Raw genomic sequence first — 14164 nt, forward strand, 5'->3', positions numbered from 1 at the left:
GCTGGGCAAGCCCACCCGCACTGTGGAGGGAGACTCCGTGGTTCCGCCCATGCTCGTCCTCGACCGGCCCGTTTCACGGACCGGCCGGCCCACGACGACAGCACGGGCCGCCACCGACGACTTCCTCCGCCACGCAGCCCAGGTCCGGACCCCTGCCCGGCCCGAATACACCGACGCGGTCCTCCTGGTCGTCACCGAACTCGTCGCCAACGCGATCCGCCACACCGACGGGCCCGCCGCCCTCCACCTGGAACTCCATGACGACCACGTGGAGATCCGCGTCACCGACGCCAGCCCCAAGCCTGCGGAACCCCGCCCGCCCCAGACCGACGGCAACGGCGGCTACGGATGGCACCTCATCAACCGCCTCACCACCCACACCCACACCGAACCCACGCCCGACGGCGGAAAGACCATCTACGCCCACGCCCCCTGGTAGGGCCGCCGGCCCAGACCCATGCGCGGTCCCGTCCCTGGTGGGAACACATGGCCGGGTCCTGTCTGGCCTCTGCGGCGGGGGCGTGACACGCTCAAAGGACAACCAGCCTGGTCTGGTGGGAGACCCCGCACCGCCCGGAGGCCGGCCTCGGGTGGCCGATGGAGGGTACGGGTGGTCTCGCTCGGCTTCGCGCGACCCAAGGCGGCCGCGCGCTTGACGGCCTTCTCCGCCCGAATCCGGGAGCCGACCGCAATGGGCTCCGATCCGAAGGCGGATCCGATGACCACGCACCCCACCCAGAACCTCTCCTCGACGACGTCCACCGGGCCCCGCACTGTCCTGACCATCGCCGGCGCGATCGACATGGACACCTGCCCGCACATCACCGCAACCCTCGACCTCGTCACTCTGGATGGCCGCACGCTCGTCCTGGACCTGTCGGCCATCACCTTCATGGACTCCAGCGGCCTCAACCTGCTCCTCACCCTCCGCAACCGCGCCGAAGCCGAACAGGGCACGCTGGAACTGTGCGGACTTCCCGACCAGGCCCTGCGCCTCCTGGACATCACCGGAGCACGCGATCTCTTCACCCTCACCCCGTAGTCCGCGTGGTCCACGACGGCGCAGTGGCGTCTTGCTGCCCTGACCTGGGTAGCGCCGATCCCCCTGCTGCGCGTGCAAGTCACGCGCAACTACCGGCCGGCCCGTCCCCGGTCAGTGGCCGAGGGCGTTCTTGAGCTGCTGTTCGGTCATCGTCGAGCGGCCCTCGATGCCACGCCCGCTGGTTGTGTGATGTCACCTTCATGGTGCGTGCAGGTGCGCGCACCCTCACCGGCGTATCCCGTCCTGGGCCTGCGCTCGGGCAGCGGCCCTTGGGCTACGCAACGGTGCGCTCCGGTCACCGACGTCCAGGCCCCGGGGCACGGCCAGGCCCTGGGATCAACGGACGCCCGGGAACACCTCGCGTGCGGGCGCAGTAGGGCGGTGCGGTCGGCGGGCGGAGGCGGCTCGGCGTTCTCTTCTCAAGCAGACCCGACCTGCCGTGACCTTCGCCCCGTCGCCTGCCCGCCGACGCCAGCGGGCAAGCACAGGAGTCAGTCGCCTGTGGAGGCGGTCAGCGGTCGGTCGCTTCCGCGGCACGCCGGTATTCGGCGTTGATGCGCTGGGCTTCCTCGAGCTGGTCTTCCAGGATCACGATCCGGCACGCGGATTCGATCGGGGTGCCCTGGTCCACGAGCTCCCGCGCGCGGGCGGCGACACGCAGCTGGTAGCGGGAGTAGCGGCGGTGGCCGCCTGCGGAGCGGAGCGGGGTGATGAGGCGGGCTTCGCCGATGGCGCGGAGGAAGCCCTGAGTGGTGCCGAGCATCTCGGCGGCCCGGCCCATCGTGTAGGCGGGGAAGTCGTCGTCGTCCAGGTGGCCGCCGAGGGGGCCGATCGGATTCTCTGCTGTCATGTGTGCCTCTCTGTGGAAACGCGTGGAGGGGCCCTGGCGCCTATAAGCGCCAGGGCCCCGAAGGAACTGCTACACCATCTGCCGGCCCTGATCGTGCGCCGGCCTTCTGTGTCCGCCTGCCCGACCGGAATGCTGCCGGGGCTGCGGGGATCGCGGTTGCTTGACCGGAGACCACCTCACTATCGATGTCCTGCGGTACCCGGACTCAACTGTCCGTCCGGGCGATCCTGATGGTGCTCGGCTCCTCCGTTCTTCCCTCTGGGATCACTTCACTGCCGGATACTGCTCTCACTGCGGTACTGCACCTACTGGTACTGCTGGTGACACGGGTACTGCTGGTGATGCGAACTGCTCAGCGGCCTGTTCTAGCGCCGCGCTCCGGCAGCCAGCCCCGTTGCCCATCGTGCGTCTACTCTGGCTTGGAACCCCACTGCCGAACTTCCCGGTGCGCGCGCCCGCAGCCGACACCTTCACCGAGGTACCACTCACTTCTCTGCTGGGTACTGCCACTGCGGTACTGCTCGCGGCGGCCCCTGATCACTACGGGCCACCCGGTCCGGCCGTCAGTCCCGTCGCCGTCCTGCACAAGCTTCTGGCTTCGACACTCCACGACCGCACCGCACTGCGGACTGCAACTACCTGTACCACTGCCCGGCAGTTCGTCTCTGCCAGGCCCTTCGCTCTCTCTGGGCTACGAGAGAAACCATAACCAGACCACAGCCCAATGTCTACTCCGGCCAGCGTAGATTTTCGTGACCGCCTCTATGAGGAACACGACTGCCTCGCACAGAGGAAATCGACGCTGGCGGGACCCTGAACCTGGCGGGCGCCCTCTACGCTGAGCACATGGAAGACGCGCAGAACCGTATTCCGCCCCTAGAGGTGGAGAAGGATGGCCAGCAGGTGATCGTGCATGTCGGCGGCGAGATGGACATCGACCAGGCCCCGCTCCTCGCCGAGGCCCTTCGCACTCTGATCACCCAGAGCGACTGTCCGCCCGAGGTCGTCCTCGACCTGACCGAGCTCGCCTTCTGCGACTCCTCCGGCCTCAACGCCCTCCTCCAGGCCCGCCTCACCGCCATCGAGCACGGCCGGCGCATCAGCCTCCACGCCCCCAACCAGCAAGTCACCAAGCTCCTCGAAATCACCGGCACCCGCCAGCTCTTCCCGATCACCGGCACCCACGAAGACCAGGCCGAATAGCCCCCCCGGATCGGTGAGGTCGCCCCAGGGCGATCCGGCACCCAGATCACCCGGCCGACGCCGTCCGGCCGGGTGATCTGCACGCCTGCGCCCGGCCATGTGCCGCAGTCCCGGCCCGGTACGCGCGAGGATGCACAGGCGAAACCGTTCCCCTCCCGCTGGAGTCCGTCCCGTGCTCGAACGCAAGCAACTGAAGAACCGTGCCCAGGTCACCTTCGTCCTCCCCGAGGACACCCCCGACGGGCCGGTCAGCGTGGTCGGCGACTTCAACCACTGGAACCCCGCCGCCCACCCCCTCGAACCCCGCGGCGACGGGACGCGTGCCGCAACGGTCACACTCCCCCGCCGCAGCGCCCACTCCTTCCGCTACCTCGCCGCCGGCGACTACTGGTTCAACGACCACGAAGCCGACGGCCACGACGGCGCCAACAGCCGCATCCACACCTGACCCGCGGTCGTCTGCCCCCGTCTAACTGTGACGAACGTGCGTTTGCGTCATGGAAGTTCAATCGGACCTGGCCGGAGCCCCCGGGGACTCCTTTTCGCCAAGCTTGATCGTCTGGAGGCCGAGCCCTGCTGGTGATGTTTCCGCAGGGGCGGTGGTGGCTACGGTTCCCGCGGTCTGCGCGCTGTTCCGGTCGTGTCCGGGGCGGTGCTTGTCTGCGGGAAAGGGCGTGGTCATGGCCGTATCGGTGCCGGGCGTGTATGTGGAGGAGCTCTTGGAGGCGGGGGTGTCGGTGGGGAGCGGGCCTACGGCCGTCCCGGTTTTCCTGGCGGACCTGGGCTTCGCTGCGGCTTCGGTGCTGCGGCTGAACAACTGGCTGGAGTTCACCGAGCGGGGCGAGGAGGCGCTCGCCTCGGTGACCGGGCTGGTCCTGCGCGGGTATTTCGCGAACGGTGGCGGCTACTGCTACCTGGTCAACACCACCGGCCGCACTCCCGCGCAGGCGCTGCCGGACCTGGAGGCCTACCCCGACATCACCATGCTCCTCGCCCCCGGCCTGTGGGACCGGGGCGCGCAGACGGCCGGTGAATGGGCCGGCGCGCTGGTCCGGTACGCGGCGGCCCACAAGGCGATGGCGATCTTGCACGCCGACCGGGACCAGGACGCGGCGGGTGCCGCCGCGGCCGTGGCCGCCTGGGACCTGAACGAGTTCGCGGCGGTCTATCACCCCTGGGTCCAGCAGCCCATCGCGGGCGGTGAGACCGTGGCGGTGCCGCCAGGTGGGCGTGGTGGCGGGTACCTGGGTGCGGTGTGACGCCGTACGCGGGGTGTGGAAGGCGCCGGCCAACGTCGCCCTCCAGGGCGTGAGCGGCCCGACCCTGAAGGTCAGCGACACAGATCAGTCCGAGCACCCCTCGGTGAACTTCATCCGCGAGTTCCCCCGTGTCGGCACCGTGGTCTGGGGAGCGCGCACCGCGGCGGCCCCGGCCACGGCCGGCGACTGGCGGTACATCCCCGTACGCCGCCTGTGCAGCGTCATCGAGCGGGACGTCCAGACCGCCCTGAAGACGGTCGTCTTCGAGCCCAACGGACCTGCCACCTGGGAAGCCGTCCGCGCTGCGGTCGACAACTACCTCTACAACCTGTGGAAGCAGGGCGCCCTCATGGGCCACACCCCGGCCGAGGCCTATTTCGTCCAGGTCGGCAAAGGCGTGACCATGACGGACGAGGACATCAAGAACGGCACCCTCGTGATGAAGATCGGCGTGGCCGCCCTGCGCCCTGCCGAGTTCATCACCCTCGAATTCACGCAAGCCGTCGCGGCAGCCTGATCCATGCAGGTGTGGTGTCCGGCCCCACCCGGCCACCACACCTTCGAGCACCCCGCCGGGAGAGCTCCCGCGGCACGCGCTCTTCCGTGATGGCAACGCTCCACGGGCTTACCAGCGGCTCCCGATCAGCGCAGGTGTGTAAGTCGCAGCAGGGCTTCACTGCGGACATCTGGGTTTCTGTCCACTGCCAGCGTCCGAAGTTCCGCGATCAGCTCGGCGCGGTCCTGCCCGGTCGCCCAGCGTGGGTCGCAATCAAGTTCCGCAGCGAGCTGATCGGCGGTTCCCTGATCAGAGGCGACTGCGCGCGCAGCGAGCACGGCCCGCAGGCCGGCCACATCGCCCCGAGCCAGGAGAGCCAACGCAGTGTCCGAGGTCACGCCGGTGTCCTGAGCGTCTAGCAACAGACGGTGCAGGACACCGGCGACACCCTCAATCTGCGGTGCTGCCGCCAGAAATCGTCCCGCCTCAGCCCGCACAAACGAGTCCGGCGATTCCGCTGCGGCGATCGCGTCGCAAAGCCCTTGCTCGGTGAAGTCTTCCACACCACCAGACTGCCAGCAGGACATCCCGATCCCGCTTCGTCGAGACAACACCGCGCGGTCAGCCTTCAGAGAGATTGGTCCACTGAGCTTCTTCGAGTTGGCCACCGATCGGGTGATTGCGACTGAGCGCTTCAGTGTCGAGTGGGCGACTGCAGCGTCCGGTGCCAGCAGTTTGGTGAGCCGGGGCAAGGGGCCGCTCGAAGCTTGCCGGCCTGAACGCCAACCCGGCGGCAAGGCCGGTGAGCGACGATCAAGCTGTTGTCAGCCGCTGGTTCTAAGGTCGGCCCTATGACATCAGACCTGGTCCAGGACTCATGGACTCGCATCGACGCGTGGCTGCGCGAGCACGCGCCCCGCACGTTTGCCACGCTTCGGCCGCCTGCAGGCGGCGAGGAGATCGCAGCAGCGGAACAGGAACTGGGGGTCACCTTTCCTCCGGACCTGGTCGCTTCACTCCTCCGGCATAACGGGGCGCTGGAGGGACCTGAGGCTTTCCGCTTCAGCACGGGCGACCGGCTGCTCGGAGTGATCGGAATCCTCGGGGACACCGGGTTCATGCGCGGCATCGACCAGGGCCTCGACGGGGAGACCGAGGGCTACTGGCTTCACGATTACGTGAAGTTCGGTTCTTACGACGTGACGTCGGACGGTCTTGTGATGGATTGCCGTACCGGGCGGGACTCCTTCGGTGTGATCGGACGGTTCTTCGACGAGACCGGCACCAGTTTCGGGCAGGCCGACTCGCTGGGTGAGTATCTGGCCGAACTGGCCGGCATGCTTGAGCGCGGCCAGGACGCCGGTGTCGTCACCTTCAACGGCCGGCTGTTCTGGGAGGCGTGTCCGCCTGCCAGGCCGCAGTACAGTGCCGACGAGCCCCTTCCCTCACCGGATGAGCAGCTGCCAGAGCTGGACCTGTCCTACAGTCCCACCGACCTCCTCCACGTGAGCCACCTGGACGGGCATGAGGAACTCGGTGCGCTGATCGCAGTCCTGCCGTATGAGCAGGTGGTCGACGCCGCGCGGAAGCAGCTGCGCAGGCTGGCGGTCGAAACGGGTCTGAACAACTACCCGGAGATCAAGACAGCCCTGGACGCGTGGGAGTGCGGTGTGGCCCTGCCGCAGCCTGACCAGACCGGCCCGCTCGCCTTGCGACTCCGCGCGGTGCTCGCACAGGCCGACACCGGCCGAGACCACACGCGCAGGTGGGCCGCGGAGAAGATAGCCCTCGGGATCTGGGGGTCCCCGTACCGGTCTGTGTGCGAGAGCGCGGAGACCCGGAGTCACTTCACTCTCGACTGGCGTGCGGATCTGCATGCGGACCTGAGCAATCAGCCCCTGCCACTTATACCTGACGACCGATTCTGGGGGGCGCTGCGCAACCCCGCCATCGACTCCAGTTGGTACGCGGCCCAGTTCAGCCAAGATCAGGACTGACCCCAGGGGTTTCGGTTCCGCGTGAGCGCTTCATGTGGCGGTTATCGCCAGACGAAGCGCTCACTAAGGATCTGCCGCGCTGCCGCTTCAGTGTGAAGATGGCCTTGACGATTGACGTCATGCGGTTGGGCTGCACCGGGACCACCCACCTCTCCTTGTGGTTCGGCACGAGTCATTTGCACCGGGGGCCACTTTCGAACGCGGAGGGGCAAGCCCCGAAAGTCCCACAAAACCGCAGGCCAGAGGGGTGCACGCCAACGTTCTCGCACGCGGTTACACCAACACTCCCGAAGGTCCGCAACCCGCGGCGCCGCCGAACTTCACGACGCCGGGAGGGGCTCGGCCCGTCAGCTGGCCCGGTCGAAGGCCAGCACCGCGTTCGGGCAGCCGGCCGCGTACCGCAGCAACGCCTCGCGCTCGGCCTGGTCCACCGACAGCGCCCACCAGTGCTTGGTCGCCACCCACCCACCGACGTACCGGCAGCGCACCTGCGGGGCCAGCACCGGCGGCCGCCGCCTCTTGTTCAGGGACGTTGAAGGTACGGATGAGGGCGACGTGCCGGTTACCGATGTGGCGAGGAGAAAAGGGACACGGTGCCCGTCACCACCAGGCTCTTACGTCACCACCATGTCCCGGTGCTGTAAGGGAATTTGGCTCAGGGCACCCGCCCGCCCAGTCGGCCACTAGCCTGCGGCCATTGGGCCCAGCAGCCCAGCCGACCACCACACCCGGGAGACCCCGCCATGCCCATCCTTGGTCCCCGCCCCCTCTTCGCCACGATCGCCCTCGCACCCACGCTGACGCTGACCGCCTGCAACCCTGCAGGCGAAGCCGAAGGCCCTCCCGCCGCTCCCGCCTCCACCCCCGTCTCCGCGCCCGCAAGGCCCGCTTCCACCCGGCCCGCCGGTTCGGGCAAGCACACGCTGACCGAGGCCGCCACCGCCGGCGGGCTCACCAAGGCCACCGGCGCCAACGCGGTCTCCGACGTCCCCATCGACCCGGGCGAGATGCGTGACGACATGCACCTGGTGGTCGCCGACTACAACCGTGCCGGCCAGACCTCCGGCCGCCGCATCCTTTTCGTAGGCGTCGACAGCGTTCCCGAGGACCCGAACAAGCGTCGCGAGCACCTTTGGCGCGGCCTGATCGACTACGCGCTGCAGAACGGCTCCACCGGCACCCCCACCACCGCCAAGCCGTACCAGCCCGGCCCGTTCGGCGGATCCCTCGAATGCCTCAGCCTGCCCGAGTCCGCCAACGCCACCGACGTCATCTGCGGCTGGACCGACACCGCCACCGCCGCCGTCGCACTCTTCCCCCGCACCACCCCAGCCGACGCCGCCCGCCTCTTCGCCTCCATGCGCGCCGACCTCGAACACTGACCGCCCCATCTACCGCACCCCCACGGCCGGGACCTGGCCGCCGCTGGCCGCCCAGATGCAGCAACTGGGCGAGAACGAGGGCCTGACTGCCGTCAGCGCGCACCTGGCCCGCCTGAACGGAGACGAGTCCTGCCGCTTGGGCGCTGATGCGTCGGCATCGGGCCAATGGCGACACCAGCGCCGTCATCGACGGGCACGCGGCGGACGTTCCGCTGCTGAAGGAGCTGCGCGAGCTCGGAGGACCTCGGTCACCGACAGGTGGCCGAGGCCCTCCCTGCATTCGGTCCCGGCCCCTCCCTCTCGTGAAAGCTCTGACGGGACCAGCGCGGCGCCCCCCTCTCTACCTGCACACCGGGCGCACGGGCGGCCCGAAAGGCCCGTTCCCCCAGATCCCGTTGCGTCGAAGATCGCTGAGAATCCCGACGTAGGACGTCTCCGAGGAGGTCGAGGCAGATGAGACCGAGACCTTGCGCCGCTCCGGTCCTGTGAGGCCATCCTGCGGATTCACCACCAGGCTGCACCTGGCCGTCGAGCAGGGCCAGAAGCCCATGTCCCTCGTGATCACCGCTGGACAGCGCGGGGACTCAGCGCAGTTCGAACCCGTGCTGGACAAGGTCCGCCGCGTGCCCCGCATCGGGTCGGGCCGGCCACGCGTCCGCCCTGATCACGTGAGGGCTGACAAGGCGTACGCCTCCCGGAAGAACCGGGCCCACCTGCGCCGACGGGGCATTCGCTGCACCATCCCCGACAAGGCCGACCAGGCGAGCAACCGCCAGAAGCTCGGCTCCCGCGGGGGCGGGCCTCCGCATTTCGACGCGGTTGACTGCCGCAAGAGGCACCGCGCCGTCGCCACCACCGATCGTGATCGTTCTCACCGATACTGACTGTCCGGCTGGTCCACATGGCCAGGCTCGCGGGTACGGGTCGACTACGGCGGCGAGCGGCCCGTACTCGCGGTGAAACTACAGGAGTTGTTCGGCTGGTCTGCCGCCTTCGCGCTGGCGGACGGGCGGCCCCCGCTGACCGTCCACCTGCTCTCCCCGGCCGGGCACCCGGCCGCCGTCACCGGCGACCTCGCGTCGTTCTGGCGCGAGGGTTACCGCGCCGTGCGGGCCGAGCTCCGCGGCTGCTACCCCCGCCACCCGTGGCCGCAGGACCCGTCTGCTGCCGAGCCGGCCCGGCGGCTCAACACGCCCAACCGGGGAGCGCCACGGGCAGCCCGGGGTCAGCCGCCACCCGAGTTGGCCGATGCCGAACCGCCGGAAGTCCAGCTGGATTTGGGCTGCGGCCGATCGCGCGTGCTGCGCTCGGTGCGCAGCAGCACCACGACCCCGGCCGGGCCGAGCAGGGCCTTCAGCGCGTCGGCGAGACGCTGCGGGTCGCCGTCGAACGGGAGAGAGATCTGCTCCTGGACGCCCTGCAGGAAGAGTTCCAGCGCGAGCGTGGAGACGGCCGGCTTGTGGTCCCCCTGGTACGGCTCCACCACCTTGTGCGTCAGCCGCACCTCGCGCAGGGTCTTGACGGGCAGCCAGTCGTCCGGCCCGGCGCCCCGGACCAACCGCAGAGACGCAGGCACCCCGGCCGGCGCGAACTCCACCCGCAGGATGTCCCGGGCCCGGGAAGAGGCCAGCGCCAGCCAGCCGATCAGGTACTCCAGCCCGGCGATCACACCCACCACCACGAACACGGTCGACGCCCGCGCCCCGGCCATCGCCATGCCGAAGGCGACGAGCAGGGTCAGCGCGCCCAGAGCGAGCGGAGCGAACAGCGCCGGCCCCGCCGAGGCCAGCACGTTCCACGTCGGCCCGGCCGGACCGACGCGCAGAACCAGCTCCGTCGAGTCGGGGCCTTGCCTCAGCAAGGGATCGGTGGCCATGCCTCCAGCGTAGGACCGGTCCGCAAGAGCGCCTCGACCATATCCGGACGATGGGGCACGACTTCAGACGGCCGTAGCCCCACAGCCGGCGGGCGCGACGGGCTCCCAGGACTCGAACCACGGGTCGGGCCACTGCTCGGCGGCGGCTGACGGCCATGCGGCAGGGACGGATACTCGGCCGGCCACGCCACTGGGACGGTGAGGCTTCCCGCTCGGATCGCGTCGAGCAGCGCGTCCTTGAGCTGGGGTGGCATCAGGTTCAGTGCGTCGACGGCTTCAACGGTGAGCGGGACCTCCTCGAGCAGGTACTCGCCGCGGTCGTCGCACGCGAACTCCGGGCCTGTGCGGTCGTCGAAGTTCCAGACGCCGATCCGGGCGAGGTAGAAGTGCTCGGTCTCGCCCTTGTCGTTCTCCAGCTGACGGAAGGGGTGCAGGTTGACGGCTTCGCCGGCGATTTCCTCGTGGATCTCCCTGAGCAGCGCGCCTTCCAGGTCGGCGTCCTGGGACTCAACGCCGCCGCCGACGAGGACCTGGTACGGGGGGATGCCGGGGCGGATGCGGTTGATGACGAGCATGGTGCCGTCGGTGGTGAGCAGGATGGCGCGGACGCGCTCCTTCATGGGCTTCTCCCTGTGGTCGTGGTGGGTCAGTGGGGCATCCAGCCGCCATCGATGGCCAACGGCTGGGCAGTGATGAACGATGTGTTGGGGTTGGCGAGGAAGGTGATGGCGGCGGCGACGTCCTCGTGCTGACCGCGGCGGGGAACGCACTGGCGGGCGATCTGGCCCTCGGGCCGAGCGCGGTGGTGGGCAGGGAGGTCGTTCTCGGCGGGAACCTGGATTGCCCCAGGGAGGACAGTTTTCACGGCGATGCCGCACGGGCCAAGTTCTCTGGCCAGCGACGGGGCGAGGCAGAGGAGGACGACCCGACATGGGGCCGCAGGGTTGTCTACGGCGAACTCGACGCGCTGGGCCGGCCGACAGGAATGCACTCCACCCTCGGGGACTACATGATGGGCAAGAACCCCTTAGACCCGCACGGCGATCCCCCCGACTGGGAAAAGGACAAGGGATACAACCGGGCCCACCTCTTCGGCGCGCAACTCGGCGGATCAAACTACAATCAGGCAAATTTCGTCACCATGCATTCGTACGCCAACTCCCCCGTCATGCAGCACATCGAAAACCAGGTCAGGGCCGCAGTCGAATCCGGAGAAACCATCCAGTACAGCATCACCCCTCGATACAACGGGACCGATGAAATCCCCACAGGCGTGGACATCGAAGCCTATGGCTCGAATGGATTCACATTCACTCAACACAGAAGCACCGGAATCACCGAGTTGGGAAGCGCTGCATTCATACCCAACGTGAAGAGATACAGCTGACGAGGCCGGCCCGCCTAACCCTCCCCACCCTGCCTCACGGATTCATACCCCAGAAACAGGACCCCGTTATGCCCAACGCCCTTACGCGCCTTAGCGAAATCGCCCCAGCCCCGAGCGAGCCCCGCCAGAATGACTGGGAGGAGGTCGAACGCACCCTTGGCGTCGAGCTTCCCTCCGACTACAAGGAGCTCATCCGCACCTAGGGCGGAAGCAACTGGGACGACTACCTGTACGTCCTCGAGCCCAGTTGCCCCAACGAGAACTACGACCTCATCGATTGGGCCGAGAACCAGGCCGAAGGCCTCGAGGACCTGTGGGAGTTCGAGAGGAAGCCGGCAGAGCTCGAAGCAGCGGGTGCCCGAGTCATCCCATGGGCGACCACGGACAACGGCGAATGCATCTACTGGCTCGTCCAGCCCGGCCTCGAAGCTGACCAGTGGACCGTCATGGTCAACGAGGCCCGCGGCGGACGGTGGGAGCACTTCGGCGTCCCCTGCACGCAATTCCTCGCAGCGTCCCTCGACGGGCAACTGAAATCGATAATCCTCTCATCCTTGTACCCCCTAGCCATCCATGAATTCCGCCGACTCGGCGCGGTGTGACGCCGCAGCACGCTGTACCACTTCGGGCGGTGGACCGAGGAACTGGATGACGTTGTGGCCGCCGTAAAGCCAAAGGGGTCTCTGTGGACGCCGCGAGCCCGGTACCCGGTAGGTTCCCCTGCCAAGAGTTCGTAACACTATCTTGGTCGTGTCGTCGAGGCATCGTGTTCGTCGGATCCATGATTGGCCGCTCTGGCGAGCTGCCAAGCTACGGACTGGCCCTGGAGCCCGGCGCGCTCCGGCGGCCTGATCATCTCTTGGCGATTCGGCTCGGGCTTCCGATACATTCTGTGGAATGAGTGGCAGCTTCGACGTAGCGCCTCCTCTCGGACCTTCAGTAGTCGTCAGCGGATTTTCCCATTCCTCAGGTGTAGGCGGTGCTGTTCGGGGATCCTCTTGAGGTACTTCTGAAAACCACTGTAAGAGGTCGTTTTAACCTGGATTGCATGAATTTGATGTGATTCACGAGGCGGCCGGTCGCGGTGCGGTAGTGACCACGGGTGGAGCCAGTGCCTGTGGGCCGGGTGGGGTGACGGGTGGGGCGGTTTGGGCCTTGTTCCTGTCTCATCCCAGGATGTCCGGCCATTGGTGGCCTGCGTGCTTCCGGTGCCGCGGCTGTGCGCCTGGGCGCACTCGGTCCGCGGCAGTACGCCGGAATCATGACAACGCGACGCCCGTATCCGAGTGATCTGTCCGATGCGCGCTGGGAGTTGATCGAGCCGGTGCTGTCCGCGTGGCGCTTCGAGCGCCGTGGCCGGGCTCTGGACTTCGGCCGGCCTCCGCGGCATGACCTGCGCGAGATCATGAACGCGATCCTCTACGTGGACCGCACCGGCTGCCAGTGGGCCTACCTCCCGCATGACTTCCCGCCACACCAGAGCGTCTACGGCTACTTCGCCAGATGAGCAGACGAGGGCGTGTTCGCCCAGCTCAACGGACTCCTGCGGCAACTTCTCCGCGAGAAGGAAGGACGGGACGCGGAGCCCTCAGCGTGTGTGATCGACGCCCAGAGCATCAAGACCTCCACCAGCGTTCCTGCCGCCAGCCAGGGCATCGACGCGGGCAAGAAGATCGCGGGCCGCAAACGGAGCATCGTCACCGACACGCTCGGCCTTCTCCTCACGGTGCTGGTCACCGCGGCCAGCGTGCAGGACTCCGTCGCCGGCACCCGGCTCATCGACCAGGTCGCCGCCGACCACCCCGGAATCCGCAAGGTCTGGGTCGACGGCGGCTACCGCCAGCACCTCGTCGAACACGCCGCCACCCTCGGCATCGACATGGAGATCACCGCCCGCAAGCCCGGGACCAGGGGTTTCACCCCGATCCCGAAACGTTGGGCAGTCGAGAGGACCTACGGCTGGCTCATGCTCCACCGCCGCCTGGCCCGCGACTACGAAACCCTTCCCGCCCGCTCCGAAGCCATCATCCACATCGCGATGACCGACCTCATGACCCGCCGCCTCACCGGCGAGAACACCATCTCCTGGCGCGACCCGACACACCAGACCAAACAGCCGATACCGGGATAAAACAGCGGGATAAAACGACCTCTAAGGAGACCCTCAGTGCGCCGCCCGACCCGAAAAGCCTTCGCCGCCCTCGTCGCCGCAGCGGGCCTCGCCCTCACCCTCCTCACCCCCACACCCGCCTCGGCTGCCACCGCCACCAGCCGTTTCGCGAACTACCGCCACGGTGACTGCCTGCGCGAGACCTCCGAAACCGACCTCAAGGGCGACCGCTGCACCACCGGACGCGGCAGCCTCCTGTGGCAGTGGAACGGCCGCCTCAACACCAGCACCACTCTTAAGAACAACTTCTGGGGCCGCTGTCTCGACAGCAATGACCGGGGCGACGTCTACCCCCTGCGCTGCAACGGCGGCTCGTACCAGAAGTGGCGCACCGTCCAGCCCGCCGCTCGCAGCGCCATCATGCTCCAAAGCGTCGGCACGGGCCGCTGTCTCTACCAGCAGGACAACGGCTACTACCGCACTGCCCGCTGCGACCGAAACGCCCAGAACCAGCGCTTCACCATCGGCTGAACGGATCTCCCGACCGCTTCAAGATGGTTCT

The 14164-nt window shown here is 68.1% G+C and carries 16 protein-coding genes and 2 pseudogenes; 13 read left to right on the plus strand and 5 right to left on the minus strand.

Annotation, left to right across the window (positions count from 1 at the left end; all coding sequences use genetic code 11):
- Positions 1 to 37 precede the first annotated feature (37 nt).
- Positions 38 to 439 (plus strand): ATP-binding protein, encoded by a 402-nt coding sequence (locus tag OG898_RS28695; protein ID WP_266960776.1) that lies wholly within the window; start codon positions 38 to 40, stop codon positions 437 to 439.
- A 279-nt stretch (positions 440 to 718) separates the two neighbouring features.
- Complete coding sequence (locus OG898_RS28700; protein ID WP_266960778.1) at positions 719 to 1042, plus strand: STAS domain-containing protein; 324 nt, start codon at positions 719 to 721, stop codon at positions 1040 to 1042.
- A 511-nt stretch (positions 1043 to 1553) separates the two neighbouring features.
- Here OG898_RS28700 and OG898_RS28705 read toward each other — a convergent pair.
- The gene (locus tag OG898_RS28705; protein ID WP_266960780.1) at positions 1554 to 1892 is read right to left on the minus strand and encodes a MerR family transcriptional regulator; all 339 of its coding nucleotides are present in this window, start codon (positions 1890 to 1892) and stop codon (positions 1554 to 1556) included.
- 846 nt (positions 1893 to 2738) lie between these two features.
- Here OG898_RS28705 and OG898_RS28710 point away from each other — a divergent pair.
- The 4 genes from OG898_RS28710 to OG898_RS28725 all read left to right on the plus strand — a co-directional run bounded on the left by OG898_RS28710 (position 2739) and on the right by OG898_RS28725 (position 4871).
- Positions 2739 to 3095, plus strand: a complete 357-nt coding sequence (locus OG898_RS28710) for an STAS domain-containing protein (RefSeq protein ID WP_266960782.1) — start codon at positions 2739 to 2741, stop codon at positions 3093 to 3095.
- Positions 3096 to 3267: 172 nt separating this feature from the next.
- Entirely contained in the window at positions 3268 to 3543 is a 276-nt protein-coding gene (locus OG898_RS28715; protein WP_266960784.1) for an isoamylase early set domain-containing protein, read from the plus strand.
- Between the two features lie 232 nt (positions 3544 to 3775).
- On the plus strand, positions 3776 to 4354 hold the full coding sequence (locus tag OG898_RS28720; RefSeq protein WP_266960786.1) for a hypothetical protein: 579 nt from the start codon (positions 3776 to 3778) through the stop codon (positions 4352 to 4354).
- The gene (locus OG898_RS28725) at positions 4329 to 4871 is read left to right on the plus strand and encodes a phage tail sheath C-terminal domain-containing protein (RefSeq protein ID WP_266960788.1); all 543 of its coding nucleotides are present in this window, start codon (positions 4329 to 4331) and stop codon (positions 4869 to 4871) included. Before OG898_RS28720 ends, OG898_RS28725 begins: the two co-directional genes overlap by 26 nt.
- 125 nt (positions 4872 to 4996) lie before the next feature.
- Here the strand turns inward: OG898_RS28725 and OG898_RS28730 are convergent, their stop codons facing one another.
- Positions 4997 to 5413 (minus strand): hypothetical protein, encoded by a 417-nt coding sequence (locus tag OG898_RS28730; protein WP_266960790.1) that lies wholly within the window; start codon positions 5411 to 5413, stop codon positions 4997 to 4999.
- Positions 5414 to 5701: 288 nt separating this feature from the next.
- Between OG898_RS28730 and OG898_RS28735 the strand changes: the two genes are divergently transcribed.
- The 4 genes and pseudogenes from OG898_RS28735 to OG898_RS28750 all read left to right on the plus strand — a co-directional run.
- A complete protein-coding gene (locus tag OG898_RS28735) occupies positions 5702 to 6847 on the plus strand; it encodes an SMI1/KNR4 family protein (RefSeq protein ID WP_266960792.1) in 1146 nt (381 codons plus the stop codon).
- Positions 6848 to 7590: 743 nt separating this feature from the next.
- Positions 7591 to 8229: a hypothetical protein gene (locus tag OG898_RS28740; protein WP_266960794.1), complete on the plus strand. Its 639-nt coding sequence runs from the start codon at positions 7591 to 7593 to the stop codon at positions 8227 to 8229.
- A gap of 485 nt (positions 8230 to 8714) precedes the next feature.
- Positions 8715 to 9113: a transposase gene (locus OG898_RS28745; RefSeq protein WP_266960796.1), complete on the plus strand. Its 399-nt coding sequence runs from the start codon at positions 8715 to 8717 to the stop codon at positions 9111 to 9113.
- 24 nt (positions 9114 to 9137) lie between these two features.
- Positions 9138 to 9413 (plus strand): annotated as a pseudogene (locus OG898_RS28750) (ATP-dependent helicase C-terminal domain-containing protein); the annotation flags it as partial.
- A gap of 41 nt (positions 9414 to 9454) precedes the next feature.
- Here the strand turns inward: OG898_RS28750 and OG898_RS28755 are convergent.
- Genes OG898_RS28755 through OG898_RS28765 form a run of 3 tightly spaced genes read right to left on the minus strand, consistent with a single transcriptional unit; the run spans position 9455 to position 11003 of the window.
- A complete protein-coding gene (locus OG898_RS28755) occupies positions 9455 to 10105 on the minus strand; it encodes a hypothetical protein (protein WP_266960798.1) in 651 nt (216 codons plus the stop codon).
- Positions 10084 to 10725: an NUDIX domain-containing protein gene (locus OG898_RS28760; protein WP_266960800.1), complete on the minus strand. Its 642-nt coding sequence runs from the start codon at positions 10723 to 10725 to the stop codon at positions 10084 to 10086. Before OG898_RS28760 ends, OG898_RS28755 begins: the two co-directional genes overlap by 22 nt.
- 26 nt (positions 10726 to 10751) lie before the next feature.
- On the minus strand, positions 10752 to 11003 hold the full coding sequence (locus OG898_RS28765; RefSeq protein WP_266962648.1) for an SDR family oxidoreductase: 252 nt from the start codon (positions 11001 to 11003) through the stop codon (positions 10752 to 10754).
- Here OG898_RS28765 and OG898_RS28770 point away from each other — a divergent pair.
- The 3 genes and pseudogenes from OG898_RS28770 (at position 10911) to OG898_RS28780 (ending at position 14133) form a co-directional block, all read left to right on the plus strand.
- A complete protein-coding gene (locus tag OG898_RS28770; RefSeq protein ID WP_266962649.1) occupies positions 10911 to 11492 on the plus strand; it encodes a DNA/RNA non-specific endonuclease in 582 nt (193 codons plus the stop codon). The genes OG898_RS28765 and OG898_RS28770 overlap by 93 nt on opposite strands.
- Before the next feature lie 1261 nt (positions 11493 to 12753).
- A pseudogene (locus OG898_RS28775) lies at positions 12754 to 13623 on the plus strand (IS5 family transposase).
- 36 nt (positions 13624 to 13659) lie between these two features.
- Positions 13660 to 14133, plus strand: a complete 474-nt coding sequence (locus OG898_RS28780; protein ID WP_266960812.1) for a hypothetical protein — start codon at positions 13660 to 13662, stop codon at positions 14131 to 14133.
- Positions 14134 to 14164: the final 31 nt, after the last annotated feature.

It is taken from the genome of Streptomyces sp. NBC_00193 (assembly GCF_026342735.1).
Lineage (GTDB): Bacteria > Actinomycetota > Actinomycetes > Streptomycetales > Streptomycetaceae > Streptomyces > Streptomyces stoeckheimensis.

Excerpts from the sequence above, each read along its gene's own strand:
- OG898_RS28720 (WP_266960786.1), top strand. The coding sequence starts at position 3,776 with ATGGCCGTATCGGTGCCGGGCGTGTATGTGGAGGAGCTCTTGGAGGCG.
- OG898_RS28760 (WP_266960800.1), bottom strand. The coding sequence starts at position 10,725 with ATGAAGGAGCGCGTCCGCGCCATCCTGCTCACCACCGACGGCACCATG.
- OG898_RS28755 (WP_266960798.1), bottom strand. The coding sequence starts at position 10,105 with ATGGCCACCGATCCCTTGCTGAGGCAAGGCCCCGACTCGACGGAGCTG.
- OG898_RS28705 (WP_266960780.1), bottom strand. The coding sequence starts at position 1,892 with ATGACAGCAGAGAATCCGATCGGCCCCCTCGGCGGCCACCTGGACGAC.
- OG898_RS28735 (WP_266960792.1), top strand. The coding sequence starts at position 5,702 with ATGACATCAGACCTGGTCCAGGACTCATGGACTCGCATCGACGCGTGG.
- OG898_RS28740 (WP_266960794.1), top strand. The coding sequence starts at position 7,591 with ATGCCCATCCTTGGTCCCCGCCCCCTCTTCGCCACGATCGCCCTCGCA.
- OG898_RS28700 (WP_266960778.1), top strand. The coding sequence starts at position 719 with ATGACCACGCACCCCACCCAGAACCTCTCCTCGACGACGTCCACCGGG.
- OG898_RS28710 (WP_266960782.1), top strand. The coding sequence starts at position 2,739 with ATGGAAGACGCGCAGAACCGTATTCCGCCCCTAGAGGTGGAGAAGGAT.